Source organism: Photobacterium kagoshimensis (genome assembly GCF_050337045.1).
GTDB lineage: Bacteria > Pseudomonadota > Gammaproteobacteria > Enterobacterales > Vibrionaceae > Photobacterium > Photobacterium kagoshimensis.
Map to the genome: position 1 here is coordinate 493,603 of NZ_JAKJSO010000008.1, position 26,900 is coordinate 520,502.

Genomic DNA, 26,900 nt, shown 5'->3' on the forward strand with positions numbered 1-26,900 from the left:
CACCATTCCAACCAAAAACCATAACCAACTGATTTTAAAAGACTCAAAGAATAAATTGGAATTTAACATTTCATTACCAATCACACATTGGTGATTTGTCTGATGAAATCAGTAAATAAAAAGCATAGCGAACTCTGTATTGATACTTACAATATTCTTCCCACGACGTCGTAGAAATCGAAACGCAAAGAAAACGTATAGAAAGTTACAACATTAATAATTACAAAATCGACTACCGCCTTGGTGCACACAACACTCAGCATGGATAGTCACGATAAAGTGGAATACAACATGTTAAACCTTGTTATTTCAGTAGTCCCTATCTTGCTACTGATATGGATGATGACCAAAAAGAATGCATTACCATCACACATTGCGTTGCCGGTGACAGCATTATTAATTGGCGCCCTACAACTTTTTTATTTTGGTTCAGACCTCACCCTACTTAGCGCTAATATTGTCGCGGGGATGTTATCTGCCATCACTCCAATTTCTATTATTGCGGGTGCCATTTTATTAAACCGCACTATAGCCCTTTCAGGTGCTGAAGATGTCATTCGCCAATGGCTCGAAACCATCAGCCGCAACCAAGTTGCCCAGTTAATGATCATTGGTTGGGCCTTTGCTTTCATGATTGAAGGCGCTTCAGGCTTTGGTACGCCAGCCGCAATTGCAGCACCAATTCTTGTTGGCCTCGGCTTTAATCCTTTAAAAGTCGCCATGCTTGCGCTGGTGATGAACTCGGTACCTGTTTCATTTGGTGCTGTTGGCACACCAACATGGTTTGGTTTTGGCAATTTAGGCCTAAATGATGCGGGGCTACTTGAAGTCGGTCGTAACTCGGCATTAATGCATGCTATCGCTGCCTTTGTGATTCCTGTATTAGCATTACGCTTTGTAGTTAGCTGGCAGCAAATCCGCCGCAATATGCTGTTTATCCAGCTAAGTATTCTCGCTTGTACTGTGCCTTATATTCTATTTGCACAGTGGAACTACGAGTTCCCATCACTGATTGGTGGCGCCATTGGTATGGCAGTATCGATTGTTCTGGCTCGCTATAAAGTTGGCCTAGAAGAACCAGAAGCGGATGCTCAACAAAAAGCAAAGCACATCCCATTTGGTCAAGTTGTAAAGGCAATGAGCCCGACACTCATGCTGATTGCTATTTTGATTGTGACGCGTATTCAGCAACTCGGCATTAAAGGCATGCTGACCGATTCAACACCAATGCTTAACCTTAACTTAGGTTTCTTTGGTGACTTATCAATTAGCCAAGCATTGATCATCAAACTAAGCAATATTCTGGGCACTGAAACGGCATGGGCATACAAAACACTTTATGTACCAGCACTGATCCCGTTCTTCTTAGTGGTGCTGATCTCTATCCCTGTCTTCAAGCTGCCAAGCTCGGTTGTTAAGCAAGTGTTTAGCGAAACAGCTAGCCGTATCAAGATGCCATTTATTGCCCTTATTGGTGCACTTATCATGGTGAAATTCATGATGATGGGGGGTGATAATTCACCAATCATGACAACAGGCCGCGCGTTTTCGGATTTAACCGGCACCAACTGGCAGTTCTTCGCCTCTTACCTTGGGGCGCTGGGTGCGTTTTTCTCTGGCTCAGCTACAGTTTCAAACCTAACGTTTGGTGGTATTCAACAAACCATTGCCCACACCGTTGGCTTACCTGAAACGACGATTCTAGCCCTACAGTCGGTTGGTGGTTCTATGGGTAACATGGTGTGTATTAACAATATTATCGCAGTATCGACTATTTTAGGTATTGCCAATAAAGAAGGTTACATCATTAAGCGTACCGTTATTCCAATGGTGCTTTATGGTGCAATTGTTGCGGTTGTAAGTGTGTTTATCTGATAAACATTCACCACAAAAGCAACATTCGGAGCGATTAGGAACCAATCCGTACCCATAATAATAACAAGATACACCAGCAACACTGATTAGAAACACACAATAAACGGCCTCGCATCAGGGGCCGACTTTTAGTCCATCTCGATACGTTCTTATACTGTAGTAATAGGTAAGTATCGAGATGGTTATAAACGACAGCGCTACACGCGTTGCCAGAATCACTATACGGTAGTCATGCTACCGACTGGAGCAATGTATGAAGGTTAACTTCTTTGTCACCTGTCTATGCGACACAGTTAAAGCTGAAGTCGCTAAGAAAACAGTCATGTTACTCGAGCAACTTGGTTGTGACGTTATTTTCCCAGACCAGCAGGGTTGCTGTGGTCAACCTTCTCTTAATAGTGGTTACATTGATAGCAGCAAGCCTGCAATGAAGAACCTGATCCGTGCGTTCGAATGTAACGACTTACCCATTGTAACCCCTGCGGGCTCATGCGCTGCATCGGTAAAGCGTTACCCAGAATACCTAGCAGACGAACCTGAATGGGCAGAACGCGCGCAAAAAGTCGCTGACCGCCTGTTTGAGTTAACCCAATTTGTCGTCAATACCCTAGGCGTTGAAAACGTTGGTGCTCGCCTTGAAGGCCGCGCTGTTTATCACCCATCTTGTAGCTTGATCCGTAAGCTCAACGTACGTGAAGAGCCTTTGAAACTGCTTGCTAACGTTGAAGGGCTAGAGATGCTGCCAATTGAAAACCAAGAAACCTGCTGTGGGTTTGGCGGTACCTTCTCTGTGAAAATGGCTGAAATTTCTGGTGAGATGGTAAAAGAAAAAGTCCACCACATCTCAGCGGTAGAACCTGATTACCTAATTGGTGCCGACATTAGCTGCCTGATCAACATTGGCGGTCGTATTAACCGTGAAGGTAAACCCGTTAAAGTAATGCACATTGTTGATGTGCTGATGAGCCGCTAAGGAGATCACACATGTCGATGAAAACCAGCAATGTAAACTTTAAAGACCGTATTAAAGTCCAAATGAAAGATGACTTTATGCGTCAGTCTGTCGCCAATGCCCAAACCCGCATGTATGCCAACCGTCAAAAGGCAGCCGATAAACTCGGTAACTGGGAAGAGTGGCGTGAAATGGGCATGGACATTCGTAACCATGTGCTTGAAAACTTGGATTACTACCTACATCAACTGAGCGAAAGCGTTGAAAAAAATGGTGGTCAGGTTTTCTTTGCCCGTACGGCAGAAGAAGCAACCAGCTACGTTGAAAGCATTATCCAAGCGAAAAATGCCAAGAAAGTCGTTAAATCTAAATCTATGGTGACGGAAGAGATTAACCTAAACCATGTGATTGAACGTAACGGCTGTGAAGTGGTTGAAACCGATTTAGGTGAATACATTCTACAAGTCGATGACTGCGATCCACCGTCGCACATCGTTGTACCAGCGCTGCACAAAAATCGTTACCAAATTCGCGATATCTTCCAAGAGAAAATTGGCTATCAAGGTAGCGAAGATCCTGAAGAGTTAACGCGTTATGTCCGTGATTACATTCGTCATGACTTCCTTGAAGCAGACATTGGTATCACAGGTTGTAACTTTGCTGTTGCAGAATCTGGCACTGTGACATTAGTGACTAACGAAGGGAATGCTCGTCTAGCCACCAGCCTGCCAAAAACACACATCGCCGTCATGGGCATGGAGCGTATTGTTCCAACCTTTGAAGAACTGGATATTGTGATCAGCCTATTGTGTCGTAGTGCTGTTGGTTTACCGCTAACAGGCTATGTCACTGCATTAACAGGCCCACGAGAAGAAGGTCAAACAGACGGTCCTGAAGAATTCCACTTAGTAATTATCGATAATGGCCGCTCTGATATTTTAGGATCAGAATTTCGCGATATCTTACGCTGTGTTCGCTGTGCAGCGTGTGTCAACACTTGCCCTGCTTACCGTCACATTGGTGGTCAATCTTACGGCTCTATCTATTCTGGCCCTATTGGTGCCGTTCTATCACCATTATTAGGTGGTTACGATGATTTCAAAGACCTGCCTTATGCATGTAGCTTGTGTAAGTCTTGTCATGACGTCTGCCCAGTAAAAATTCCACTATCAGATTTACTACTGAAACACCGCCAGAAAATGGGTGAAGAAAAAGTCACGCCATTTACTGAGCGTGCATCTGTAGGGGTATTTAACTTTATTAATGCTCGCCCAATTTTATGGGATACCACAGTACGCGTAGGTGCAACTATGGCAAGCGGCTTAATCCGCAACGGTAAACTACCCGTCAATATGGGTGCGATTAGTGAATGGACTGAAGCGCGCGATCTACCAAAACCAGACGGTCAATCTTTCCGTAGCTGGTTCAAAAACAGAAAATAACGAGGAGTGGCAATCATGAGTCAAATTCATAATCGCGACAGTTTCTTAGATAACATTGCAGAAAAACTAGGCCGCCCTCGCCAAATCGAAGCGGTTGAGCGCCCTGCTCTTAAGTATACCTGTCACCAAGAAGTCATGGCTGACTACAGCTTAGATGAGCTAAAAACAGCACTGATTGATTACACCCATACCGCACTTGGTGCACATGCTGTTGAAACAACACAAGCTGAACTCACCAATACGCTAGCAATGGTGTGTGAAAAGTACTGCACAGACGAAACACAAGACGCGGATACCCCTGCGAAAGTGGAAGAAACCGTGCTGACTGCTGATCCTCGTTTGTTAAATTTAATCAACGTAGACCAGCTTAAGACAGACACCCACCACGTACATGTATGGAACCCTGAATTAGGTTACGCACCTAATATTGAAGTGGCCGAGCGTGCAAAAGTAGGTGTGGTATTTGCCGAACAAGCCTTAGCAGAATCAGGCACCATGGTGCTATACAGCAGCCCAGCACAAGGCCGAGCAATTAGTTTGCTACCTGAAGCTTCTGTGTTTGTTGTGCCTAAAAGTACACTGGTAGCGCGCTTAACCCAAGCGACCGCCAAGCTACATGAAAAAGCCAAGAATGGTGAGCGCATGCCATCGTGCGTTAACTTTATTTCTGGTCCAAGTTCGACAGCCGATATTGAATTAATCAAAGTGGTTGGTGTGCATGGCCCAGTTTACGCAACTTACGTGATTATCGACGACCTATAAGTCCAAACCGTTAATCAAGCGATCAAGGCTATGCTTCATTGGAGCATAGCCTTTTTAGCTTTATACTACTTTTCTACATATCTGATTTATCACTATCACCAATAACGAGCTCTCTTATGGCGCAAATCGACGACTTAGTGTTATTTACCCAAGTGATTGAACATGGCTCTTTCAGCAAGGTCGCTGAAATAAATAAAATCACCAAATCGGTTGTCAGTAAACGCATCAGTAAACTAGAGAATGAACTCGGGGTGCAATTGATTTACCGTACAACGCGAAAACTAACGCTGACAGAACCAGGCTCTGTACTGTTTCACCGCGCCAAAGAAATTAAACAAGTCGCGCAATCCGCTTTTGATGCCGTAACTGGTTATAGCGAAGCGCTATCAGGTAATATTCGGGTATCAGTGCCCACTATTTCAGGTGAATTACTGCTTGCTGAAGCCCTATCTGATTTTTGTCAAAGCCACCCAGGGCTCACCGTCGAAATGTCGATGGACAACCACTTTGTTGATTTAGTCGCAGATAACTTTGATCTGGTAATTCGCACTGGGTATTTGGAAGACTCTAGCCTAATTGCTCGCCATATTTTCAATTCACGCTGGATGATTTGTACTTCTCCAAAATACATAGAGCAGTTTGGTGAGCCGACAACACCGAAAGGCTTACTGCACCACAATTGCTTAGGGTACACCCAACAAAGTACTGGGCCTTTCGATTGGTTATTTATCCGCAATAGCAACGAAACCTATACCTTAAAATTGTCGGGTAATTTTGCCTCAGACAATGCCGCAGCATTAAAAAAAGCCGCACTCAAAGGTAACGGGATAGCCTACTTACCAACCTGCTTAATTTACGATGAATTACAACGTGGAGATCTGGTTGAAGTGTTACCGAAACACTCAGGTAAAGTGGTTGGTATTTATGCTGTGTACCCTTACACCAAGAAGCCATCTAAACGTATTCAGGCATTAATTGAACACATTCGTGAACGCTATATGGGGATTAAAGAGCGTTTTTAATATCGGCTTTTAATACCGTAATAATGAGCTAACCTTCACTGTCGATCTGAATCATCATGGCATCAGGTCGCCAGTATTCAAATTCACAATCAATCACCTCAAACCGTGAACGCTGCGTTTCATGACCGTCTTTTCCTTGGTAGAGCCCCAGCAATGACAGTGTCAGATCTTCTGCCAATACATGGGGAAAGAATGGCGCTTTTAAGCCGTTTTCAACAAATAACTCATGACAACGCACATCACTCCTCCGTATTGGATTATTGAAATATTCCCTACATATAACCGCATTAAAACTGTAAAAAAACTCCATTCAAAGCGTCACATTCCTTCCCTAGCATACCTATCGAACTTACTGACCTAGCCCTGAAGGATAGAAACAATGAAGACTTTGCTTCGCCGTTCCACCGCACTTTCTGCAACCCTGATTGCAACCAGTTTTTCGGCATCGGTAGCAGCGAAAGACGCAAACCTAGACACACTTATTCAAGCCGCCCAAAAAGAAGGCGCGGTGTACAGCGTCGGGATGCCAGACAGTTGGGCTAACTGGAAAGGAACTTGGGCTGATCTACAAGCTAACTACGGTTTGAAACACCAAGATACTGACATGAGTTCGGCGCAAGAAATTGCAAAATTTGAAGCTGAGAAAAAAAGTGCCACCGCCGATATCGGCGATATCGGTTTTGCCTTCGCTCGTGTAGCAGTCAAAAAAGGCGTTACACAAGCATACAAGCCAACCACATGGGATAGCATTCCTGATTGGGCTAAAGACGAAGACGGTCATTGGGCGCTAGCTTACACTGGCACGATTTCTTTTATTACCAACAACAACCAAGTAAAGAATGCACCGAAAAGCTGGGATGATTTACTAGACGGTGATTACAAGGTCACTGTTGGTAATGTCGGTGTTGCAGCCCAAGCCAACAATGCCATTTTAGCCGCCGCGTTTGCCAAAGGTGGTGACGAATCGAACCTTAAACCTGCGCTTAAATTCTTCTCTAAGCTAGCAAAACAAGGCCGTTTATCTTTCACGGATCCGAACATGGCGAACCTTGAAAAAGGCGAAGTTGAAGTAGCTGTCATGTGGGATTTCAATGCCCTAAATTACCGCGACAAAATCGATCGTGACCGCTTCACTGTCACTATTCCGCAAGACGGGTCGGTCATCTCAGGCTATACCACCATCATCAACAAATACGCTCAGAACCCAAATGCGGCAAAACTTGCTCGTGAGTATATCTTTAGCGACCAAGGCCAAATTAACCTTGCTGAAGGTTATGCTCGCCCTATTCGTAGCAATGTCACCCTGCCTAAATCAGTCCAAGATAAGCTGTTATCAAACGACCTTTACACCAATGTACAGCCAGTCACTGACTTTAAAGCATGGGAAAAATCAGCACGTAAGCTGCCACGTCAATGGCAAGAAAGTGTTCTTATTCACCAGCAGTAATCGTTAAGACTAACTTGAAATAACGACGCGTTCCAAAGACTGATACAGAGATTATTACGATGAAAAACAAGGTCATTTTAGTTGTGCTTGATGGCCTCAATTACCAAGTAGCCCGTGATTGTATGGGCTACTTAAATGGTCTGATTGAGCAGCAACGAGCAACCTTATACCCAATACAGTGCGAGCTACCGTCTATGTCTCGCCCACTGTACGAATGTATTTTAACGGGTATTCGTCCTGTCGAAAGCGGCATAGTGAACAACGACATTGCACGTTTATCCCATAACGATTCCATTTTCAGTTTGGCGAAATCTCAGGGCAAAGTCACGGCGGCAGCGGCATACCATTGGGTAAGTGAGCTGTATAACCGTGCGCCTTACAATGCCGTGCGTGATCGCATAACGCATGATGAAACCATGAATATCCAACATGGCTGTTTCTATCACTGGGATCACTACCCAGATGAGGCGTTGTTTTTAGATGCTGAGCATTTACGCCGTACATATAACCCAGATTTTTTGTTGATCCACCCGATGAACATTGACGATATCGGTCATAAATTTGGATTAGATTCGCGCCAATATCGCAACAGCGCACGCGGTGCAGACATCTATTTGTCGAACTATATCGAGCAATGGCTTGCTGATGATTATCAAGTGATCGTGACCAGTGATCACGGGATGAACAACGATTTATCACATGGCGGGATTTTGCCTGAAGAGCGTGAAGTGCCCTTCTTTGTGATTGGTGACAAATTCACCCACCAGCAAGACATCTCTAAAAGCATCAAACAAACAGAGATCTGTGGCTTGGTTTGCCAACTGATGAACCTTGACCACAACAAACCTTATACTCAGGAATTATTGGCCTTATGAGTAGTTCGACTCTAACGCAGCAGGCATCACCTACGTCTTCTTCATCCATTAAAAGTCGATTAAGCAAATTAAAGCCCGCGCTTTGGTTGGCGCCTTTTGCTGTTTTTTTCTATCTATTCCAACTCGCCCCGATGATTTGGGTGTTAGTGAACAGCTTCATCTACGACGACGAATTTGCACTTGATAACTACAGCGAGATCTTTGATTCCGCTTTCATGATGCAAGCATTCAGTAACAGTTTATGGTTATCCATATGGTCCAGCATTATTGGCCTCGCCATCGCTACCCTTCTAGTTTCATCGCTGCGCCGCGTGGATTCTAAAATCCGCGATGGTGTAGTCGCTTTCACTAACATGAGCAGTAACTTTTCTGGCGTGCCTCTCGCCTTTGCCTTCATCATTATTTTAGGTACCAATGGCGCGATCACCTTGCTGCTCAAGCAATACGGCCTATTAGGTGATTTCGACTTGTACGGTAAATGGGGCTTACTCGTCCTGTATATCTACTTTCAAATTCCACTCGCAGTATTGCTGCTTTACCCCGCTTTTGATGCGTTAAACGATGATTGGCAAGCTGCCGCTGCACTGTTAGGCGCAAAAACCTGGCATTACTGGTTAAAGGTAGCCTTACCTGTTTTATCACCTGCATTGTTTGGCACCTTGATTATTTTGATTGCCAACGCGATAGGTGCGTATGCGAGCGTGTTCGCACTCACATCCGGTAACTACAACATCATTACCGTGCGTATCGCGAGTTTAGTCTCAGGTGATTTATTCCTAGAACCTAATTTAGCCGCTGCGATTTCGGTCATCCTTATGGCTATGCTGGCTTTCATCACTGTTGTTAACCAGTGGCTTATCGCCAAAAGCTACGCAGGGAAGAAAAACTAATGCAAAACGTGAATACAGCTTTCCACAAAACCGTGGTGTACTCGATTGTCAGCATCATGCTGATTCCTATATTGGCAACCTTTATATATTCAATCTCTTCACGCTGGGGAGCAACGGTATTACCCGATGGTTTTACCTTTGATTGGTATATTAACTTACTGACTGATAGCCGTTTTCTGGATGCCTTTGGCCGCTCGCTGTTTATCTGTATTGCAGCATTAACACTAAGCGTAATCTTGATTCTTCCCACGATTTTTGTGGTGTTCTATTACTTCCCTAAACTTCACAAAGTCATGAATATGCTGATTTTGTTGCCTTTCGCCGTGCCACCTGTGGTGTCGTCGGTTGGTTTGCTCCAGCTATACGCCGACAGTGAAATTACGCTTATCGGCACACCTTGGATTTTGATCGGTACCTATTTCACCATTGCCCTACCGTTTATGTACCGCGCTATTGCCAACAGCTTCGATGCTATTAATCTGCAAGATTTGATGGATGCCGCACACTTGTTAGGTGCCAGCACATCGAAAGCCTTCTTACTGATTATTTTACCGAATTTGAAAAAAGGCTTAATGGCATCGTTATTCTTGTCTTTCTCTTTCTTACTGGGTGAGTTTGTCTTTGCCAATATTTTGGTCGGCACCCGCTATGAAACCTTACAAATGTATTTATACAACATGCGTAATACCAGTGGTCACTTTACATCAGCACTGGTCATGACCTACTTCCTATTTATTTTTGTACTGACTTGGCTGGCAAGTCGTTTCAGCCGAGGAGCGAACTAATGAGTTATGTAACTGCGAAAAACCTAACCAAGCGTTTTGGTGATAATACTGTTTTTGAAAATGTCGATTTCACCATAGAAAAAGGCGAATTTATCACGCTACTTGGCCCAAGCGGCTGCGGTAAATCGACCCTGTTACGCAGCCTGACAGGGTTGGATCCACTCAATGGTGGCGAGGTTTGGGTTAACGGTGAGAACATTACACAGCAAACCCCACAGCAGCGCGGGATTGGTATGGTCTTTCAATCATACGCGCTTTTTCCCAATATGACGGTCGAAGAAAACATCGCGTTTGGCCTGAAAATGAAAAAGATGGCAGCAAGCGATATCGAACGTGAAGTAGCAAAAGTTATCGCTTTGGTTGAGCTGGGTGGCCGTGAAAAACGCTATCCACACCAACTTTCAGGCGGTCAGCGCCAGCGTGTAGCCTTAGCTCGTGCACTGGTTGTTAAGCCACGTATCCTGTTATTGGATGAACCGCTGTCAGCACTGGATGCGAAGATCCGTAAGCACTTACGCCAACAGATCCGCGACATTCAAAAAGAGATGGATCTAACGACTATCTTTGTCACCCACGATCAAGAAGAAGCCATGATCATGTCAGATCGGATCTTCTTAATGGACAAAGGGAAAATCGTGCAAGCAGGATCACCAGAAGAGATCTACACCCAACCTGCTAACGAGTTTGTGGCAGGGTTCATGGGCCACTACAACCTTGTTAATGCGGATAAAGCCAAGCAGCTTTTTGATATTGAAACAAACTGGAAAGTGGCCATTCGACCTGAATCTATCTATGTAAAAGAAGCGGGCCGTCAATACGGTAGCCACATTTCAGCACCACAAACAGGCACCATTAAAAACCACCAGCTATTGGGTAACGTCATCCGATACCAAGTGGATGTTAATAATTGTGAGCTAACGGTCGATTTACTCAATCGTTCATCAGAAAGATTACTCGCAGCGGGCAGCCAATTAGAGCTATTGTTTAACCTTAACGAAATTCAACCCGTGAGCGCGTAACATGCCAACTCCTCTTTATGTTTTTGATATGGATGAAACCCTGATCAATGCTGATTGTGCGATGATCTGGAATGCTTTTTTAGTTGAGAAAGGCATAGTCACAGATCCTGGCTTTATTGCAGAAGATCAACGCTTGATGGGACTGTATGCTGAAGGGAAGCTAGATATGGAGGATTACCTCAACTTCTCGATGGCTCCCCTTACTGCTATGCCTAAAGCAGACGTCGATGCGCTGGTGGCTGAATGCGTAGAATCACATATCTTAGCCCAGCAGTTTAATCAGTCTAAGACACTGATTGCGCAATTGAAGCGTGACAATATCGACATGGTGATCATCTCAGCGTCAGTGACATTCCTAGTTCAAGCTGTCGGCCGCCGCTTGGGGATTCCCGTTGCGTTAGGGATTGATTTAGTCGAATCGAATAACCGTTATACCAGCCAAATTTCAGGTGTGCCAAGTTATCGAGAAGGCAAAGTAACGCGCCTTAATCAGTGGCTTGCCGCGCAAGAAAAAGACTACAACGAAGTACACTTCTATACAGATTCAATCAATGATTTGGCTTTGTGTGAGCATGCAGATTTTGCCTATTTGGTTAACCCTTGCCCTCGCCTTCGAGCGCATGCCGATCAACCCAACTGGACGGTATTAAGCTGGGATTAACCATGAATAACTTAACCACCCTAATCTAGACATATAAAAAAAGCAGCCACTCGGCTGCTTTTCCATTTCAAGCGAGTTTATAACTCGGGTTCAACTGCTAGACCTAGCAAACGAAGCTTTCACCCTTCGTTGATCAGCTTCATCAATAAGTGGCCATCATAAAGCGCCTGTTTTACCAAAGCGGCACCCGGCATGGTTGCTTGCGTGTAAAAACAACTTTCATCAATCTCTAAGTCTTTATTGTAAACCGGTAAAGATTGGGTACGAATGCATTCCATAATGGCCGGATAAAGAATTTTCTTGGCATGGTTTAACTCACCACCAATTAAGATTTTTTCTGGGTTAAACAAGTTGACCATAATCGCGATGGCTTGGCCAAGATGATGCCCTAATTCAATGATGACTTGACGCGCTAAGGTGTCATTATTTAATGCTGCTTCACAAATAGTTTCAATCGTCACCTTACGGCCATGCAGTGATGATGGATGACCTTCACGTAAGCGTGTTTCAACTTGCTCAATCACAGCAGGTAGGCTAGCGACGGTTTCAAGACAGCCATGATTACCACAGAAGCAACGCTTGCCATAGGGTTTAATTTGGATATGCCCCAGTTCGCCCACGTTGCCAATACGCCCTTGCAGTACGGTATTATCCAGTACAATCCCCGCACCTACACCGTGATGAACTGACACCAAAATTGAGTTGGCGACACCGCGAGAATTACCAAATAGCTTTTCAGCCAATGTCCATGAACGCGTGTCATTACCGATAAAAACAGGTAACCCCGTTTCTTCGTGTAAAGCAGGGCCTAATGCGAGGTTCTCCACATTATAATGCGGCATTTGTACCACCACACCGTCATGCGCATTCACCACACCTGGCAACGACACTGCAATCGCCGTAATACGATCAACTTCATTAACATGATTAGCAAAAAAGGTATTGATCTCTTCCAGCAGTTTATTGAGTACTTCGTCTTGCTCGAGCTCTTGAATATTCTGGCGCTCTTCCACCAAAATATCGCCACCTAGCTCATGCAGAGCAATGGTTAAATAACCTCGCCCCAAGCGCAGTGACATGAATTGCCAGCCTTCATTGGCGGGTACTAAGCCAATCGCAGGGCGACCACGACTTGTTGATTCCTGATACGGGGTTTCTTTGATAAGATGCGCATCAATTAATTCACGGGTTATTTTGGTAATACTGGCTGGTGCTAACTGACTTCGCTTCGATAGTTCGATACGAGAGATAGGTCCAAACTGGTCAATAAGCTTATAGACGCTGCCGGCATTGTTTCGTTTTATATGATCGATATGTCCAGGCTGAGCGACATACATTGCCAATACTCCTGATAAGAAAAAAACGTTCTGGTGAATTTTTTTACTTTGCGAAGTAATTGTGAAGTCGAATCTTCCCAGTACGTGATACTCATCACGATGAATTACAAATTAGCGCATTATTCCTACGCTACATGGCACTAAAACACATGCCACTAAGCAATATTTAGCGTAATTTTTTCGTTGAATGAAATTAGCATTCTCCACTGAGGTTTACGGTGTACAAATTAAACGAAGTCTTTGAAACAATTCAAGGTGAAGGGGTTTTCACTGGTGTTCCAGCCATTTTTGTTCGATTGCAGGTATGCCCTGTTGGCTGTTCTTGGTGTGATACTAAGCAAACTTGGAGTGCAGAACCCAATGATTTGACCGACCTTGATACCATTATGGCGAAAAAAGAAGACTCTCCATTATGGACTGAACTCGACGCTGACAGCGTTGTACAGTTACTGATTGATCAAGGCTACACCGCAAAACACGTGGTTATCACAGGTGGCGAACCATGCATCTATGATTTAATGCCCCTGACGCAAGCATTAGAAAACACAGGCTTCCAGTGCCAAATTGAAACCAGCGGCACATCTGATGTCATGGCAACGGCAGCAACTTGGGTGACTGTTTCGCCTAAAATTAACATGAAAGCCAAACTTCCAGTGCTCACTAGTGCATTAGAGCGCGCCAATGAAATTAAGCACCCAGTCGGCACCCAAAAAGATGTTGATCAGCTAGATGCGTTGCTTGAAGGCAAAGTCTTGCGTAGTGATGTCACGATTGCGCTTCAACCAATCAGCCAAAAACCACGCGCAACAGAACTTTGCATCGAAACCTGTGTGAAACGTAATTGGCGCTTGTCGATTCAAACACACAAATACCTCGCTATTGCCTAAGCGCTCACGATTTATCTCAAATAATTGTGATTAATCGTTAAGCTCAGTATCTTTCCAACCGATGCTGAGCTTAATCACTCCATCTCCTTCCAACCGTCACGCTCTTTACACTTTCTTATTTTTTAGACCCCAGCTCCATCTTCAAGATCGGTCGCATAGTTTCACACAAGCCCCCTCTCCAACTTCCTATACTCACCCCAAATAGATCGACATTTCTCACGCGAACTAAATAGCACCACAGCTATAAATGATGAGAAATGCATACAAGCATAACCTTCGTGCTTTGACACGAATTTCATTTTAACAGGGGAGTTGCTATGCGTGCTTTCATTCGCATCATGGCTGTAGCCATGCTTGGTGGAACATTAACAGCCTGCGGAGGTGGCGGCAGTGATGACCCTGCTGTCGTACCACAGGAAGTTGTTGAAATTTCTAGTCGATTTACGGTAACCGTCGATGTCCCAGAAGGACTGGCGACAGCTTATCAATCACCATTGCCCCAATCTAAGTCGCCGCTATCAATCAATGTTATTAGCCCCGCTTACGCTGATATCTTATCTAGCCTGCAAGAAAAGAATTTCAAAGTTGTACTGATTGACGGTCAGGGAAAAATTTACCGCACTTCGACCCTATCGGGCTGGCAAAAGCTCGGCAATGGAGGCTATCAATTTGACGCAGATACACTCAAGCGTGTTAATGCAATACTGCTGATCGACCTCTTCAATGAACCCGACGTTATCATAGGTGATCCACTGCCTAAGCACCTCTATATGGCGCCATTAACAAGCAGTGAGGTTGTTGTCTCGCTAAACAGTACCCTCGCCTACCAAGCCATTACCAAACGTGTAATCGAAAAAGGTGATTGGGGTGTCTTCCTCGAGACCGTTGTTGAACCTAGCGTACGCAAACTCCGTGAATCAACAGCCTACATGACACAAATTAATAGCGAGATCGAATCTGCCTTACGCCCGCAATTAGGCACACTGGGCATGACACTGCAAAATATTTTGATACTCACCAAAGTCAGAGATGTTACCGATGGCATTATTGATCGCACTTACTCAGAGCAACTCGGCGCTGAAGGTAACATTGAAGCGATACTAACTGACGGCTATTGGCGCTTAAATAGTTTTGATTCGAATCAAGGTAGCGGCATCAACGCAAATCAATATGCCTACGATGGTACAGAAACCCGTCAGACGGATACAGGTTGGCGAAAAGACGGCAGCACCGATATCACCTTCTCCACTTACTTTACTTATTTCAGTGAAAGTACACGCTTTTCATCCAATGACATTTCTAAACAAGTGTTTACAGGAGGTGGCTGGCAGGGCTTATTTGACTATGACAAGGTAGTATTAACCACCAAAAAAACAGCCTTAATGACAAACTCGGCCCTACAAGGCAATGAAGAGTTGGGCAATAATCTCAGCGTTAAGGTTTACCCACTCACCGGTAAGAAGATCCGTTATTTCTTGTCCTCTAAAGACAATCATCACATCAGTAAATATATTCCAGCCGAGACAGAATTTACGGAAGATACCTACGGTTTTTATTTCACATGGCAACCGCAAAAAGAGCAGTATTTATTGTGCGACACCCGTGACAACAACGATGCTTGTCGAGTGAGTCCACCCGCTCAACCTAGTGTTCATATCACAGCACTTGAAGATGTCATAAGTGACGTACGCGCTAGCCAAGTGTTGGAAACAAAAGGCTTTAACTTATCGGATAAATTCGTGGTCGAGTTTGTTCAAGAAGAAGGCTTCTATACCGCTTATTACTGGTTCAATGTTGCTGGCGATAACTGGGATGTGTTCACAGAAGGTACCTTCGCCCCTGTCACATTAGGTAATACCGAGTTTATTCAATTTGTGGTACCAGATATTGTCAAACAGCTTGATGATAGTTACCGCTTCACCACCAACAACCTCTTTTTGGTGGAAGACCGTAACTTCGTCAATATTGGTGAAACCTTATTGAAATTCGAACCGTTTCATTTCGCGGGGTTCGATAACAATGCTAAGGAGCAGATCTTTGCCGCCGCCAGTCGCAGTAACCTACCGCCCTTTGGTCGCTGTACCTTTGGCGATACCTCAACAGCAACAACCGATAAATACCTCAATGCCATCATTGAATGTGGCGGAGATGAACGTTTTACCGCAGAAGATATTAGTGGGCTGATCAACCAACACCTCGTTCAGTTAACAGAAAGTGGTGATATCGACACTGTGATCTTAAAACCCGACAACACATGGGAATATTACATCAACGGTGATCGCCAGTTTAATGATCGTACATGGACGCATACTTCTGAAGGTTACCTCAAGATCAACTGGGATCCAGCCCAAGAACAAGATTTTGATTTAATGGCGGTTACCAGCCGAGATCGCAATACTAACCTCTACGCTTATAAAGTGTTCTTCTCGCGCTTTGATCCTTTTGGCCCTGTCATCAATTCTATCTTTTCGTCTATCAACAAAGAATATTCACCGTTTGAACTCACCGCGTGTACCACTGGTGATTCTGGTTGGGATATGACGACCGTAGCACCCTTAACCAAATCAACCCAAGCCCAATATCAGAATGAAACTGCGGCTTGTATGGTTGGTTGGGACAACAAAATGGTGCGCTTCAATGAAGCGATGCTAATAGGTGAAACAGGCATTGCCAATGATGACAAAGCACTGAAATTTGCCAGTGACAGCTCACGTTTTCTTAAACTGAGTGACGAATTTGATGGCGACTTCTTCCGGGGTAAATATATCGATTCAGCAGGTTGTGGTTTCAATATCGATATTCATTGGAAAATAGATGAAGACGGTAGCTTATTTTACCAAGCCGTGGACGGTTCGCTAAACGAACGTATCACCATGACAGAATCCGACGGTTTACGTTTCACGATTAAAGCGTTTAATCACCAAACACGATGGCAAGCAGGTTTGCAATTTGCTGCGGATGAGGGCGAGGTGTGGAGCGATACCATTACCTTTATCAGTGCCAATGACGTACCTAACGTGACAACGATCCTGCCACCCGTGGTTCCAGAGGGACAGCCACAACCGCGTCCACCAGGTGTCGCCAACGGTACAATCCTCGATGATGGTAGAGCATGTGAATACATCTCGCCGTAAGCGACATAAATTACCGACAAGTCATCGGTTACACTATCACATCCAATATCGCGCCTTAACAACCACGTTTTGGCGCGATACAACAGATACAAACGATCTCAACATTCCTATCATCATAAGCTTGATCTGACATTAGTAATCATATTCAGGTAGTTATTGATCACACCACTGGCATTTCGCAACAAAGTGCCGAACAGGCAGATTCGGTGAATGCCAAAATTGAAACCATTACTCGCCACTTCAGGTGAAACTTCTTCTCATGCAGCGCAATCAAGAGAGATTAGTGCAAATCTTGAGCAGTTAGCAGCGCAATTAGAGCGATTACTTCATCAATTTACGCTTTCAAGTGATAACAATGCTTGATGCTTGACGTGAGACAGGTAATATTGATGGTTCGGAATGTATCTTAAAGCACAAATTGTCAATTACGACCAAAGTGCCTTAACGGAGAATAATTTAAACATGACTTACGCGCCTGTAACAGACGTATTAAGCGGTAAGCTGGCAGTAGACACTGAAGTCACTGTCCGCGGTTGGATCCGCTCACGTCGTGATTCCAAAGCTGGGATCTCTTTTCTTGCCATTTATGACGGCTCTTGTTTCGACCCGATTCAGGCCGTGGTCCCAAATGAGTTAAATAATTACCAGGAAGAAGTACTTAAACTAACAACTGGTTGCTCTGTTGAGGTCACTGGTAAGATTGTTGAGTCTCCTGCTAAAGGTCAAGATTTTGAACTAGCTGCAACAAACGTAAAAGTTGTTGGTTTAGTTGAAGACCCAGACACATACCCAATGGCGAAAACTCGTCACTCAATCGAATACCTTCGTGAAGTGGCTCACCTTCGTCCTCGTACTAACATGATTGGTGCTGTAGCGCGTGTTCGTAACTGTCTATCGCAAGCTATTCACCGCTTCTACCACGAGCAAGGTTACTTCTGGATGTCTGCACCACTTATCACAGCGTCTGACTGTGAAGGTGCGGGTGAAATGTTCCGTGTATCAACACTTGATCTTGTGAACACACCTATGACTGACGCTGGTGAAGTCGATTTCGATAAAGACTTCTTCGGTAAAGAAACTTTCCTAACGGTATCTGGCCAGCTAAATGCTGAAACGTATGCTTGTGCACTAAGTAAAGTGTACACATTCGGCCCGACTTTCCGTGCGGAAAACTCAAACACAAGTCGTCACCTAGCTGAATTCTGGATGGTTGAGCCTGAAGTTGCTTTTGCTGATCTTAACGATGTAGCAAAACTAGCAGAAGACATGCTGAAGTATGTGTTCAAAGCGGTACTTGAAGAGCGTCGTGACGATCTTGAGTTCTTTGCACAGCGCATCAACAAAGACGCAATTTCTCGTCTAGAGAGCTTCGTTGATTCTGACTTCGCACAAGTTGATTACACTGACGCAATCCAAATCCTAAAAGATTCTGGCCGCGAATTTGAATTCGATGTTGAGTGGGGCATCGACATGTCTTCTGAGCACGAGCGTTACCTTGCAGAAGAACACTTCAAAGCACCTGTTGTTGTTAAAAACTACCCGAAAGACATCAAAGCATTCTACATGCGTATGAACGATGACGGTAAAACAGTAGCGGCAATGGACGTTCTAGCACCGGGTATCGGTGAAATCATCGGTGGTTCTCAACGTGAAGAACGTCTAGAGCTTCTAGACAAGCGTATCGACGAAATGGGTATCGACCCAACTCACCTAGACTGGTACCGCGACCTACGTCGTTACGGTACAGTTCCTCACTCTGGCTTCGGTCTTGGTTTTGAACGTCTAGTGACTTACGTAACGGGTATGCAAAACATCCGCGACGTAATCCCGTTCCCACGTGCACCACGCTCTGCAAACTTCTAATTAGAAGTTCGCTCAATAGCATTATAAAAGGCTACCTTCGGGTGGCCTTTTTTATGGCTGATATCCCCCCTATTAACAATCCCCTTACCCCTTGAATATTTTCTATTTTTCAACAAGTTCGCACTCTCAATATTAATTTAGAGGCGCATTTTCGCTACCTGCATCAAGGTTCACTTAACGCGGGTACGTTATGATAACGCTCTGTTCAATTAGTTAGTTAAATCCCACTTGTGATTACCCGACCAACGTCAAGAACGTAAAACCATGTCTAACTTAAGGGATTAAAACTAAACCGATTTGTCAGATTAGATCTTTGGCTGTTCATTCGCTCACTCAAGAATCGGGCAATACAAAAGGAAGCGATCAATTTATGAAAACTAAAGGGTATTTCCATCTTATTGTTACCTCTTTTGTACTGATGTGCGCAGCTGCACTCACGGTAAAAGGATTTTTCTTCGCTGATCACACCAGATTACTGCTTAGTGATACTGGTATCGTCCCTATTAGGTTTGCCGACCCCATCGCTTTTGTCATACCACTCATGCTTGGCATTAGTGTACTCACCGCCTTGTTTGGCATTACAACCTTATTGCCTGTTGTTGCGGCCTTCTGCATCCACATTGCCTTGCAGGGACTTGCGCTTTACCAAGGCTTACATTTTGATTGTGGCTGCTACCTATCGGGATCGCTTCAATCAGAAGTCTACAGCACACTTCAGCCCCAATTTATCACCTTGCTACTAGTCCTGAGTGTTTCAGCAGCACTTTATTATTTCAATAACTTGGCAAACCACCGTGCGATGACACCCAGCGTGTGATGTGACGGAACGAGCCTACTTTAATAAGGATACAATCATGAGACAACACACGGCACCTTTGCATTCGTTTTCTTTCCTGCGTATCGAACGCAGTTTTTCACTCAAGATGCTTATTCTTGCCAGTGCATTGTTAACCCTACCGTTCAGTGCCAGTGCAGGCCTGTTTGGCGGTAAATTCAAAGCCGAAGTAGAAACAGAGCAAGTGGCTATCAAACTTCATAATGAAACCCTTGCTGGCAACTATCAACTCATCGACACTAACGGGCTCAAAGCACTCACCGAGCAAGACAGTGATGTGATGATTGTCGATGCTATGCCGTTCAAAGACAGTTATAAAAAAGAGCACATCCCAAGCGCTAAGCAATTCGAGTTCCCTATCCCTAACATGCCAGAGTGGGATTCTGCATTAACCGACCAAAAGTCAGTTGAGGATTTCACTCAGCTGCTTGGTGAAGACAAGGATAAAACCTTGGTCTTTTACTGCGGTTTCGTGAAATGCAGCCGTAGCCATAACGCGGCAGCTTGGGCGGTAAAACTCGGTTACACCAATGTCTATCGTTACCCTGGTGGTATTTTTGCGTGGAAAGGCGCAGGCTTTAAAACCGCTTCGCTATAATTCATTCCAAGCAATGACTTAAATATCAAAAAGGCTGGATCATCCGAAATAATGACCCAGCCTTTTTCTTAACACTATCATGTCACTGCAAACTGACCGATTTACCAACAGCTAGCGCGAAATATATAGCTGGTGAACTCTCGTCATAGACTTGGTTGCAGGGTTAGAATAAGCTAACGCCTATCCGCTTATTTCAGTAAGCAGCAACGCTAAACCATATGAGTCCATTATGATCAGAGAAAATACCCTAGCGCCAGTAAACCTATGGGCTAAACCCTTCGTTTCTGAAGTCGCTGAAGTTATTAACCAATTAAAAGAGTATGGTTATGATTCAGCAACCCTTGCCGATTTAACTGGTCTACAAGAGAAAAAAATCTCTGATTGGATGTCACGCTATAAGCGCGAACCCGATAATATTTCTGAGATCCCTTACCCTTGCTGGTGTTTTCTCGCCGCTCTAGTCGGTCGACCAAACATTCAAAACAATGGTCAGCCGATTGATGTGGATGCAAGAAAAGTCATGCGTGCATTCAAACCAACTGCGTTTAAAAATAAAAACGCTTTTGAAATGCCTAGCGAAAAAGAATTTAAGCGCATTATTGGCGATAACACCTTTACTGGCATTACCGTAGAGAGCCTTTGTGACACTTTTCAGTGGAAGCCGACTCAGATTGCAACAAGCTTAGAAAAAGGAACGCTACCTTTCTTAAATTGGTGCCTAATCCTTATGCTTTGCGGTTTCAATATCCAAAAAATGCTGTTGACTGAGCATGACGGCGAAATAATGCTAAATCAATAGGACAGCTAATTAACGAGCAAGTCCCAGATACAACAAAGGCTACCCGAAGGTAGCCTTTTATTTATCTATATCTGAACAAAATACTGATTATACTTCTTACAATCAATACGTTATTTCGTATTATTCAGATTCTACTTCTGGGCGCTCTTTCCGTTGAACACCTAATAAGAAGTTACGTAAGATCTGATCTTTACACTCACGGTAGTGCTTGTTTTCAGGCTTACGGAAAAACGCGCTAAGCTCATGCTTACTTAAATTAAAGTCGATGCTTTCCATGATTTCTAACACGTCTTCAGCACGGTAATTCAGTGCGATGCGTAACTTCATGAAGATCATGTTGTTGGTTAAACGTGTTTCAGGCTCTGGTTGCTCGCCTTCTTTCTTACCACGTTTATGGTTGATTAAACCATTTAGAAAAATTGCCAGTTCACGGTCTGTACATTTTTTGAAAGCGTCATCATCGTCTTTCTTCAACCAATCGCTAACTTGCTCTCTAGTGACTTCATGCTCTGCAGCAGCAAAGATAGTAATCATCTCTGCATCATTAAAATCAAAAGTGTAGCGAATACGGCGTAAGATATCGTTGTTGACCACAAGTATGTCCTAAGTTTATTACAGCCCAGTCGAGATGACTCACTGCGAAATTTTGCCGTATTTTACCAGACATCAGCGCAACTTTATTCCTAAAGCGATATTATTTCTTTACTTACCTGCTATAGTTGCGGTTCTTAAACGAGATAGAACACTATGACACAAGCAAACAATCCACTACACGGCATTACCCTCGAAAAACTTCTTACTGAATTGGTTGAACATTACGGCTGGGATGAGCTCGGTTACCGTATCGACATCCGCTGTTTCAACCAAGACCCAAGCATCAAATCGAGCCTTAAATTCTTACGTAAAACAGAGTGGGCACGCACTAAAGTTGAAGCACTTTATATTGATATGGTTCAGAAGTAATTCTGAGCATTCATACTCAGCATAAATAAGAGCTAGTAACGCTGGCTCTTAATAACCCCCCCTCGTTTCAACACATCATTTTCGCAAGTTTCAGTTTTCTATTACTCCGCCTATCATTTCACACACTCCCTCTAATAACCTTTACCTCGAATCTTTATAGCGTAATAACTCTAACTTGAACTAACCTAATTGTACCAATACCGTTCACAGGGAAGGAGAACGCAATGCACGAGATAAATGTCACTCACCAAAATCACATTCTGTCGATTGAAATTGACCGCCCGTCAGCCAAAAACGCCATTAACCAACGTATGTACCAAGCGCTAGCTGACACACTTGAGAAATGCCAAGACAACAAAGACGTACGTGCGATTTTACTCCATGCTCAAGGAAACGTTTTTACCAGTGGCAATGACATGCAAGACTTCCTTGCTATCTCCAACGGGGCACAGGACAATCATGCTGGGCGCTTTATCAAAGCACTCATTCGAAATAAAAAGCCTGTGGTGGCCGTAGTAGAAGGGCCTGCAATCGGCATAGGTACTACCCTTTTACAATTTTGTGATTTTGTCTTCATCTCACACCATGCTTTTTTCAAAACCCCGTTTGCTCAATTAGGCCTATGTCCTGAATTTGCATCGAGTCAGTATTTGTCCCGTATAATTGGTATTAGAAAGGCAAAAGCTATGCTGATGCTCGGTGAAACAATGACTGCAGAGGAAGCGCTCGAATTAGGTTTTGTGAGTGGGCTAAGCCATAATCCGATGGAAGATGCCAATACTTGTTTAGAACAGCTCACATTGCTTCCTCCATCTGCATTACAGATCAGTAAAACCATGTTGGTGGATTTTGAGCTTAACGATTTAGTCACCTGTGTCGATGCTGAAAACAAACAGCTATTTCATTTGTTAACACAACCAGAAGCACGAGAAGCCATTACTGCCTTCCTTGAAAAACGCCCCGCTAATTTTAGCCAATTTTAATCGCCAGACTAGAAATACAAAAAAGCCAGCATGGGTATGCTGGCTTTAAATGCAGAACAAATAGAGCGAATAATTACGCTATAGCGGCCTTGGTTTTGACTGCTTTTCCGTCTTGTTCCTCGATGTTGTTTGGCTCATCTTCATCTTGAACAAACGTAACGAAGAAGCCTGCCACTATCATAGCGCAGCCACCTAGCACTAAGGCCATCATAGTGTTGCCATCAAATGCCCAGCGAGTGAAGAAGCCTAAGATACCTGCTGCCAGAATCTGAGGGAGCACGATAAAGAAGTTAAATACCCCCATGTAGAAGCCCATTTTACGGCTTGGCAGCGCCCCCGCTAGAATCGCGTAAGGCATACATAAAATACTTGCCCAAGCTATGCCAATACCGACCATGTTAAGCATCAGCATTTGTGGATTTTCAATCATAGTGATAGATGCCAAACTCACACCACCAATCACTAACGCTAGCGAATGTACAAACTTACGGCTGGTACGATTAGCAAGCCAAGGCAGTGCAAATGCGGCTAAGGCAGAAATACCGTTATAGGCTGCAAAACACAAGCCTACCCAGTCTGCACCCTCGTTATATAGCGCCGAACTCGTATCTGAGGTACCAAAAATGTGCGATGTTACAGCCGAAGTGGTGTAAATCCACATTGCAAACAAGGCAAACCATGAGAAAAATTGGACAACCGCAAGCTGCATCATGGTTTTAGGCATGGCGCGTAGATCATCCATAATTTCTTTTAAGCTGGCTTTCTCTTCTTTATCTTCAGCTTTTTCTTGAACAAGATTATCTGCCAACTCCGCGGCATGGAATTTATCCATTTCTTGTGGTGAGTATTCTTTGGTTTTAAATACTGTCCATAATATCGATGCCAAGAAAACAAGTGCACCACAAAGAAATGAAATTTTCACTGACGGTGGTACTTCACCAGAAGGCGCTGTATTTGCCACATCAAACACATTACTCAAGATATATGGCATTGCTGAAGCAACAACAGAACCAACGCCGATAAAAAAGGTTTGAACGGCAAAGCCTTGAGTACGCTGATCGGATGGTAAGTTATCCGCAACGAGCGCTCGGAAGGGTTCCATCGACACATTAATAGAAGCATCTAAAATCCAAAGCATGCCCGCAGCAACCCACAGGTATGGAGAATATGGCATGACAAGCAGTGCAAAGGACGATGCGATTGCGCCACATAAAAAATACGGGCGACGACGACCTAATACGGTCCATGTTCGGTCACTGAAGTAACCTATAATGGGCTGAACCAGTAAACCCGTTAGTGGTGCGGCAATCCACAAAATCGGAATTTGATCTATGCTCGCTCCCAGCGTTTCAAAAATTCGGCTTACATTGGCATTTTGTAAGCCGAAACCAAATTGAATGCCTAAAAATCCAAAACTCATGTTCCATATTTGCCAAAAAGACAGGCGTGGCTTTTCCATTTTATTCCCCGATTAAACGCCAGCGGTGACATTTATTGTTGCTGTTCGATAAATGCTCAACAAATAAATGAAACCGGAATTTTCCATGCTCAGGGCTGATGAAAATCAGTTAAAAACAACGCTTAGTTGCTTTTAGCTATCTAAATGGCTTTTTGTGGTATTTTATATTTAAAAGCCATATTAAATCATCATATTAGAGCGTTATCCTTCGGGGAGTAATCCTACGTTAGAGCCATCCGTACCAACCGTGATCAGTTTCACATCACAATGTTACATCACACCACAATCTCGTAAAATTACATCAAATTTGATCGCCACCACAAAAAACCTTCGATTTGGTTCACAAAACAGCCAACAAACTCAATAAATAACGTTATTTAATAACCATAAGGCGGCTAATTTATCGTTATTTTTATCGGGTGGTTATCAATAAGATGCAAAAAATGTCTAGTGTGAAAATAATTCGAGTTAAATTGTTGCATTTTGTTGTAAATAGGCACTCTCAAAGGGTATAAAGAGAAGTATCGCCCTTTATTACTCTCAGCATGGATGACCACCACAATGTTTGAAAAAATCGTAGCTGCACCTGCCGACCCTATTCTTGGCCTCACTGAAGAATTCAAAAATGATGCTCGCGCAGAAAAAATTAACCTTGGTGTTGGTATTTATAAAGATGAAACAGGTAATACACCTGTACTTGCGACTGTTAAAAAAGCAGAAGCCATCTTATTAGAAAAAGAAACCACTAAGTCATACTTAAGCATTCCAGGGACTGCGGAATACGGCCTCGCTGTTCAACAGCTACTTTTTGGTAATGACGCTACGATTATCGCAAACAAACGCGCACAAACAGCGCAAGCGCCAGGTGGTACCGGTGCACTACGCGTTGCGGCTGAATTTATTAAACGCCAACTTGGTGATGTAAAAGTATGGATCAGTAATCCAACATGGGCTAACCACAATGGCGTATTTGCTGCGGCAAATCTAGAAACTGCGCAGTATGGTTATTACAACGCAGAAACGAAAGATATGGACTTTGCAGCTATGCTTAAAGACCTATCACAAGCTAATGCGGGTGACATTGTACTGCTACACGGTTGCTGTCATAACCCAACAGGTATCGACCCAGACTCGACACAATGGGAACAGCTAGCAGCACTGTGTGTTGAGAAAGACTTACTGCCAATGTTTGACTTTGCTTACCAAGGTTTTGCTGCAGGCGTTGAAGAAGATGCACTGGGTCTGCGTATTTTCGCGGCACAATGTAAAGAGCTATTGATTGCGAGTTCATTCTCGAAAAACTTTGGCCTGTACAACGAACGTGTTGGTGCTTTCACGCTAGTCGCGGAAACCGCTGAACTTGCAAACACCGCCTTTAGCCAAGTAAAAAGCATTGCGCGTGTTATTTACTCTAACCCACCGGCTCACGGCGCAGCTATCGTAACTGAAATTTTAAACGATGCAGCGCTACGCGCTGAGTGGGAACAAGAAGTCGCTGAAATGCGTGACCGTATTCAAGAGATGCGCACTCTGTTTGTAAATACACTAAAAGAGTTAGGTGTAGATGCCGACTTTAGCTTTATCGAACGCCAAAACGGTATGTTCTCGTTCTCTGGCTTAACTAAAGAACAAGTTAAGCGCCTAAAAGACGAATTTGCCATTTACATCGTGGGCTCTGGCCGCATCAGCGTTGCCGGCATGACCAAAAATAACATGCTGCCGCTATGTAAAGGTATTGCTGCTGTGCTTTAAGCTCAGTTAACAGCTAAGTAGCAGAGGTTAGAGTTATAAGTGAGGGGGCAAGTATGCCCCCTCTTTTTTATTTCTCTTTGTTATTCGCAACATCACTGATGCACTCGCCGCTAAGCTTCAGCCCGACTTGTCCAACGGTAGTACATTACAGAACAATTCCCTTTCATATTGACGCTCTAATTGATCTCGCCAAGGCTTATTTGATATCGGTACCAAATAAAATTTTTCTCTTGATGTATCTGTCACAAAAGCCATGCCATGCTGCATTAGCTCATAATGAATGTCGTGCACAAATCCCAGAGAAAAGCTCTGTCTGCCCGTTAGCTGATTAATATCGTCACGCGTCAAGCATACACCTTGTTCTTCTTCAGCAAAGCGATTACGAAGCCAGTCAGAAAACTCTCTAGCACTTATCATCGTCATAAATCTTGCCTCCGAGTGTAGATACCAAAACCACTTATACCATTGGCATCACTTCCTTGATGGATAAGCTCAGTTATTTATTGGTATTAAGTCCCTGAATATTTAAATCCGTTATAAATAAGTTATAGCAGAGACTT

At 43.9% G+C, this 26,900-nt stretch carries 25 protein-coding genes and 1 pseudogene; 21 read left to right on the plus strand and 5 right to left on the minus strand.

Annotated elements, in window-relative coordinates; translation table 11 throughout:
* The first annotated feature begins 291 nt into the window (after positions 1-291).
* From L4C35_RS02800 to L4C35_RS02820, 5 genes are all read left to right on the plus strand, one after another.
* Positions 292-1,875: an L-lactate permease gene (locus tag L4C35_RS02800; RefSeq protein ID WP_428461443.1), complete on the plus strand. Its 1,584-nt coding sequence runs from the start codon at positions 292-294 to the stop codon at positions 1,873-1,875.
* 253 nt (positions 1,876-2,128) lie between these two features.
* Positions 2,129-2,848 (plus strand): (Fe-S)-binding protein, encoded by a 720-nt coding sequence (locus L4C35_RS02805; RefSeq protein ID WP_428461444.1) that lies wholly within the window; start codon positions 2,129-2,131, stop codon positions 2,846-2,848.
* A gap of 11 nt (positions 2,849-2,859) precedes the next feature.
* Positions 2,860-4,269, plus strand: coding sequence for a LutB/LldF family L-lactate oxidation iron-sulfur protein (locus tag L4C35_RS02810; RefSeq protein WP_428461445.1), 1,410 nt, complete (start codon positions 2,860-2,862; stop codon positions 4,267-4,269).
* Between the two features lie 15 nt (positions 4,270-4,284).
* Positions 4,285-5,031, plus strand: coding sequence for a LutC/YkgG family protein (locus tag L4C35_RS02815; RefSeq protein WP_428461446.1), 747 nt, complete (start codon positions 4,285-4,287; stop codon positions 5,029-5,031).
* Between the two features lie 116 nt (positions 5,032-5,147).
* Positions 5,148-6,053 carry a LysR family transcriptional regulator gene (locus tag L4C35_RS02820; RefSeq protein WP_428461447.1) on the plus strand — a complete coding sequence of 302 codons (906 nt, stop codon included), beginning with the start codon at positions 5,148-5,150 and terminating at the stop codon, positions 6,051-6,053.
* Positions 6,054-6,081: 28 nt separating this feature from the next.
* On the opposite strand, the pseudogene L4C35_RS02825 reads toward L4C35_RS02820, so the two are convergent.
* A pseudogene (locus tag L4C35_RS02825) lies at positions 6,082-6,276 on the minus strand (MFS transporter); the annotation flags it as partial.
* Positions 6,277-6,432: 156 nt separating this feature from the next.
* Here L4C35_RS02825 and L4C35_RS02830 point away from each other — a divergent pair.
* From L4C35_RS02830 to L4C35_RS02855, 6 genes are read left to right on the plus strand one after another with little or no spacing between them, the layout of a single operon-like run.
* Complete coding sequence (locus tag L4C35_RS02830; RefSeq protein ID WP_428461448.1) at positions 6,433-7,500, plus strand: ABC transporter substrate-binding protein; 1,068 nt, start codon at positions 6,433-6,435, stop codon at positions 7,498-7,500.
* A 59-nt stretch (positions 7,501-7,559) separates the two neighbouring features.
* The gene (locus L4C35_RS02835) at positions 7,560-8,375 is read left to right on the plus strand and encodes an alkaline phosphatase family protein (RefSeq protein ID WP_428461449.1); all 816 of its coding nucleotides are present in this window, start codon (positions 7,560-7,562) and stop codon (positions 8,373-8,375) included.
* Positions 8,372-9,265 carry an ABC transporter permease gene (locus tag L4C35_RS02840; protein ID WP_428461450.1) on the plus strand — a complete coding sequence of 298 codons (894 nt, stop codon included), beginning with the start codon at positions 8,372-8,374 and terminating at the stop codon, positions 9,263-9,265. Before L4C35_RS02835 ends, L4C35_RS02840 begins: the two co-directional genes overlap by 4 nt.
* Positions 9,265-10,050 (plus strand): ABC transporter permease, encoded by a 786-nt coding sequence (locus L4C35_RS02845; protein WP_428461451.1) that lies wholly within the window; start codon positions 9,265-9,267, stop codon positions 10,048-10,050. Before L4C35_RS02840 ends, L4C35_RS02845 begins: the two co-directional genes overlap by 1 nt.
* Positions 10,050-11,069 carry an ABC transporter ATP-binding protein gene (locus L4C35_RS02850; RefSeq protein WP_428461452.1) on the plus strand — a complete coding sequence of 340 codons (1,020 nt, stop codon included), beginning with the start codon at positions 10,050-10,052 and terminating at the stop codon, positions 11,067-11,069. The genes L4C35_RS02845 and L4C35_RS02850 overlap by 1 nt, the downstream gene beginning before the upstream one ends.
* A 1-nt stretch (position 11,070) precedes the next feature.
* Complete coding sequence (locus L4C35_RS02855) at positions 11,071-11,730, plus strand: HAD family hydrolase (RefSeq protein WP_428461453.1); 660 nt, start codon at positions 11,071-11,073, stop codon at positions 11,728-11,730.
* Positions 11,731-11,849: 119 nt separating this feature from the next.
* Here L4C35_RS02855 and mlc read toward each other — a convergent pair whose 3' ends face one another.
* Positions 11,850-13,067 carry a sugar metabolism global transcriptional regulator Mlc gene (gene mlc / locus L4C35_RS02860; protein WP_428461454.1) on the minus strand — a complete coding sequence of 406 codons (1,218 nt, stop codon included), beginning with the start codon at positions 13,065-13,067 and terminating at the stop codon, positions 11,850-11,852.
* A 218-nt stretch (positions 13,068-13,285) separates the two neighbouring features.
* Here mlc and queE point away from each other — a divergent pair, with 218 nt between their 5' ends.
* The 7 genes from queE to L4C35_RS02895 all read left to right on the plus strand — a co-directional run bounded on the left by queE (position 13,286) and on the right by L4C35_RS02895 (position 21,183).
* On the plus strand, positions 13,286-13,954 hold the full coding sequence (gene queE / locus L4C35_RS02865) for a 7-carboxy-7-deazaguanine synthase QueE (protein WP_428461455.1): 669 nt from the start codon (positions 13,286-13,288) through the stop codon (positions 13,952-13,954).
* Between the two features lie 317 nt (positions 13,955-14,271).
* A complete protein-coding gene (locus L4C35_RS02870) occupies positions 14,272-17,088 on the plus strand; it encodes a hydrogenase expression protein HypA (RefSeq protein ID WP_428461456.1) in 2,817 nt (938 codons plus the stop codon).
* A gap of 210 nt (positions 17,089-17,298) precedes the next feature.
* Positions 17,299-17,451, plus strand: a complete 153-nt coding sequence (locus L4C35_RS02875; RefSeq protein WP_428461457.1) for a hypothetical protein — start codon at positions 17,299-17,301, stop codon at positions 17,449-17,451.
* 99 nt (positions 17,452-17,550) lie between these two features.
* Complete coding sequence (asnS, locus tag L4C35_RS02880) at positions 17,551-18,951, plus strand: asparagine--tRNA ligase (RefSeq protein ID WP_062688867.1); 1,401 nt, start codon at positions 17,551-17,553, stop codon at positions 18,949-18,951.
* Between the two features lie 370 nt (positions 18,952-19,321).
* Positions 19,322-19,768 carry a MauE/DoxX family redox-associated membrane protein gene (locus L4C35_RS02885; RefSeq protein ID WP_428461458.1) on the plus strand — a complete coding sequence of 149 codons (447 nt, stop codon included), beginning with the start codon at positions 19,322-19,324 and terminating at the stop codon, positions 19,766-19,768.
* Between the two features lie 37 nt (positions 19,769-19,805).
* Positions 19,806-20,384, plus strand: a complete 579-nt coding sequence (locus L4C35_RS02890; RefSeq protein ID WP_428461459.1) for a rhodanese-like domain-containing protein — start codon at positions 19,806-19,808, stop codon at positions 20,382-20,384.
* A 229-nt stretch (positions 20,385-20,613) separates the two neighbouring features.
* Positions 20,614-21,183 carry a hypothetical protein gene (locus L4C35_RS02895; RefSeq protein ID WP_428461460.1) on the plus strand — a complete coding sequence of 190 codons (570 nt, stop codon included), beginning with the start codon at positions 20,614-20,616 and terminating at the stop codon, positions 21,181-21,183.
* Positions 21,184-21,303: 120 nt separating this feature from the next.
* Here the strand turns inward: L4C35_RS02895 and L4C35_RS02900 are convergent, their stop codons facing one another.
* Positions 21,304-21,777 carry a YehS family protein gene (locus tag L4C35_RS02900; RefSeq protein WP_428461461.1) on the minus strand — a complete coding sequence of 158 codons (474 nt, stop codon included), beginning with the start codon at positions 21,775-21,777 and terminating at the stop codon, positions 21,304-21,306.
* 153 nt (positions 21,778-21,930) lie between these two features.
* Between L4C35_RS02900 and L4C35_RS02905 the strand changes: the two genes are divergently transcribed.
* Positions 21,931-22,146 carry a VF530 family protein gene (locus L4C35_RS02905; RefSeq protein ID WP_428461462.1) on the plus strand — a complete coding sequence of 72 codons (216 nt, stop codon included), beginning with the start codon at positions 21,931-21,933 and terminating at the stop codon, positions 22,144-22,146.
* Positions 22,147-22,370: 224 nt separating this feature from the next.
* A complete protein-coding gene (locus L4C35_RS02910) occupies positions 22,371-23,129 on the plus strand; it encodes an enoyl-CoA hydratase-related protein (RefSeq protein ID WP_428461463.1) in 759 nt (252 codons plus the stop codon).
* A gap of 73 nt (positions 23,130-23,202) precedes the next feature.
* Here L4C35_RS02910 and L4C35_RS02915 read toward each other — a convergent pair whose 3' ends face one another.
* Entirely contained in the window at positions 23,203-24,588 is a 1,386-nt protein-coding gene (locus L4C35_RS02915; protein WP_428461464.1) for an MFS transporter, read from the minus strand.
* Between the two features lie 561 nt (positions 24,589-25,149).
* Between L4C35_RS02915 and L4C35_RS02920 the strand changes: the two genes are divergently transcribed.
* Positions 25,150-26,340: an amino acid aminotransferase gene (locus L4C35_RS02920; RefSeq protein WP_428461465.1), complete on the plus strand. Its 1,191-nt coding sequence runs from the start codon at positions 25,150-25,152 to the stop codon at positions 26,338-26,340.
* Positions 26,341-26,457: 117 nt separating this feature from the next.
* On the opposite strand, the gene L4C35_RS02925 is transcribed toward L4C35_RS02920, so the two are convergent.
* Positions 26,458-26,763 (minus strand): hypothetical protein, encoded by a 306-nt coding sequence (locus tag L4C35_RS02925; RefSeq protein WP_048897135.1) that lies wholly within the window; start codon positions 26,761-26,763, stop codon positions 26,458-26,460.
* Between the last annotated feature and the right edge of the window lie 137 nt (positions 26,764-26,900).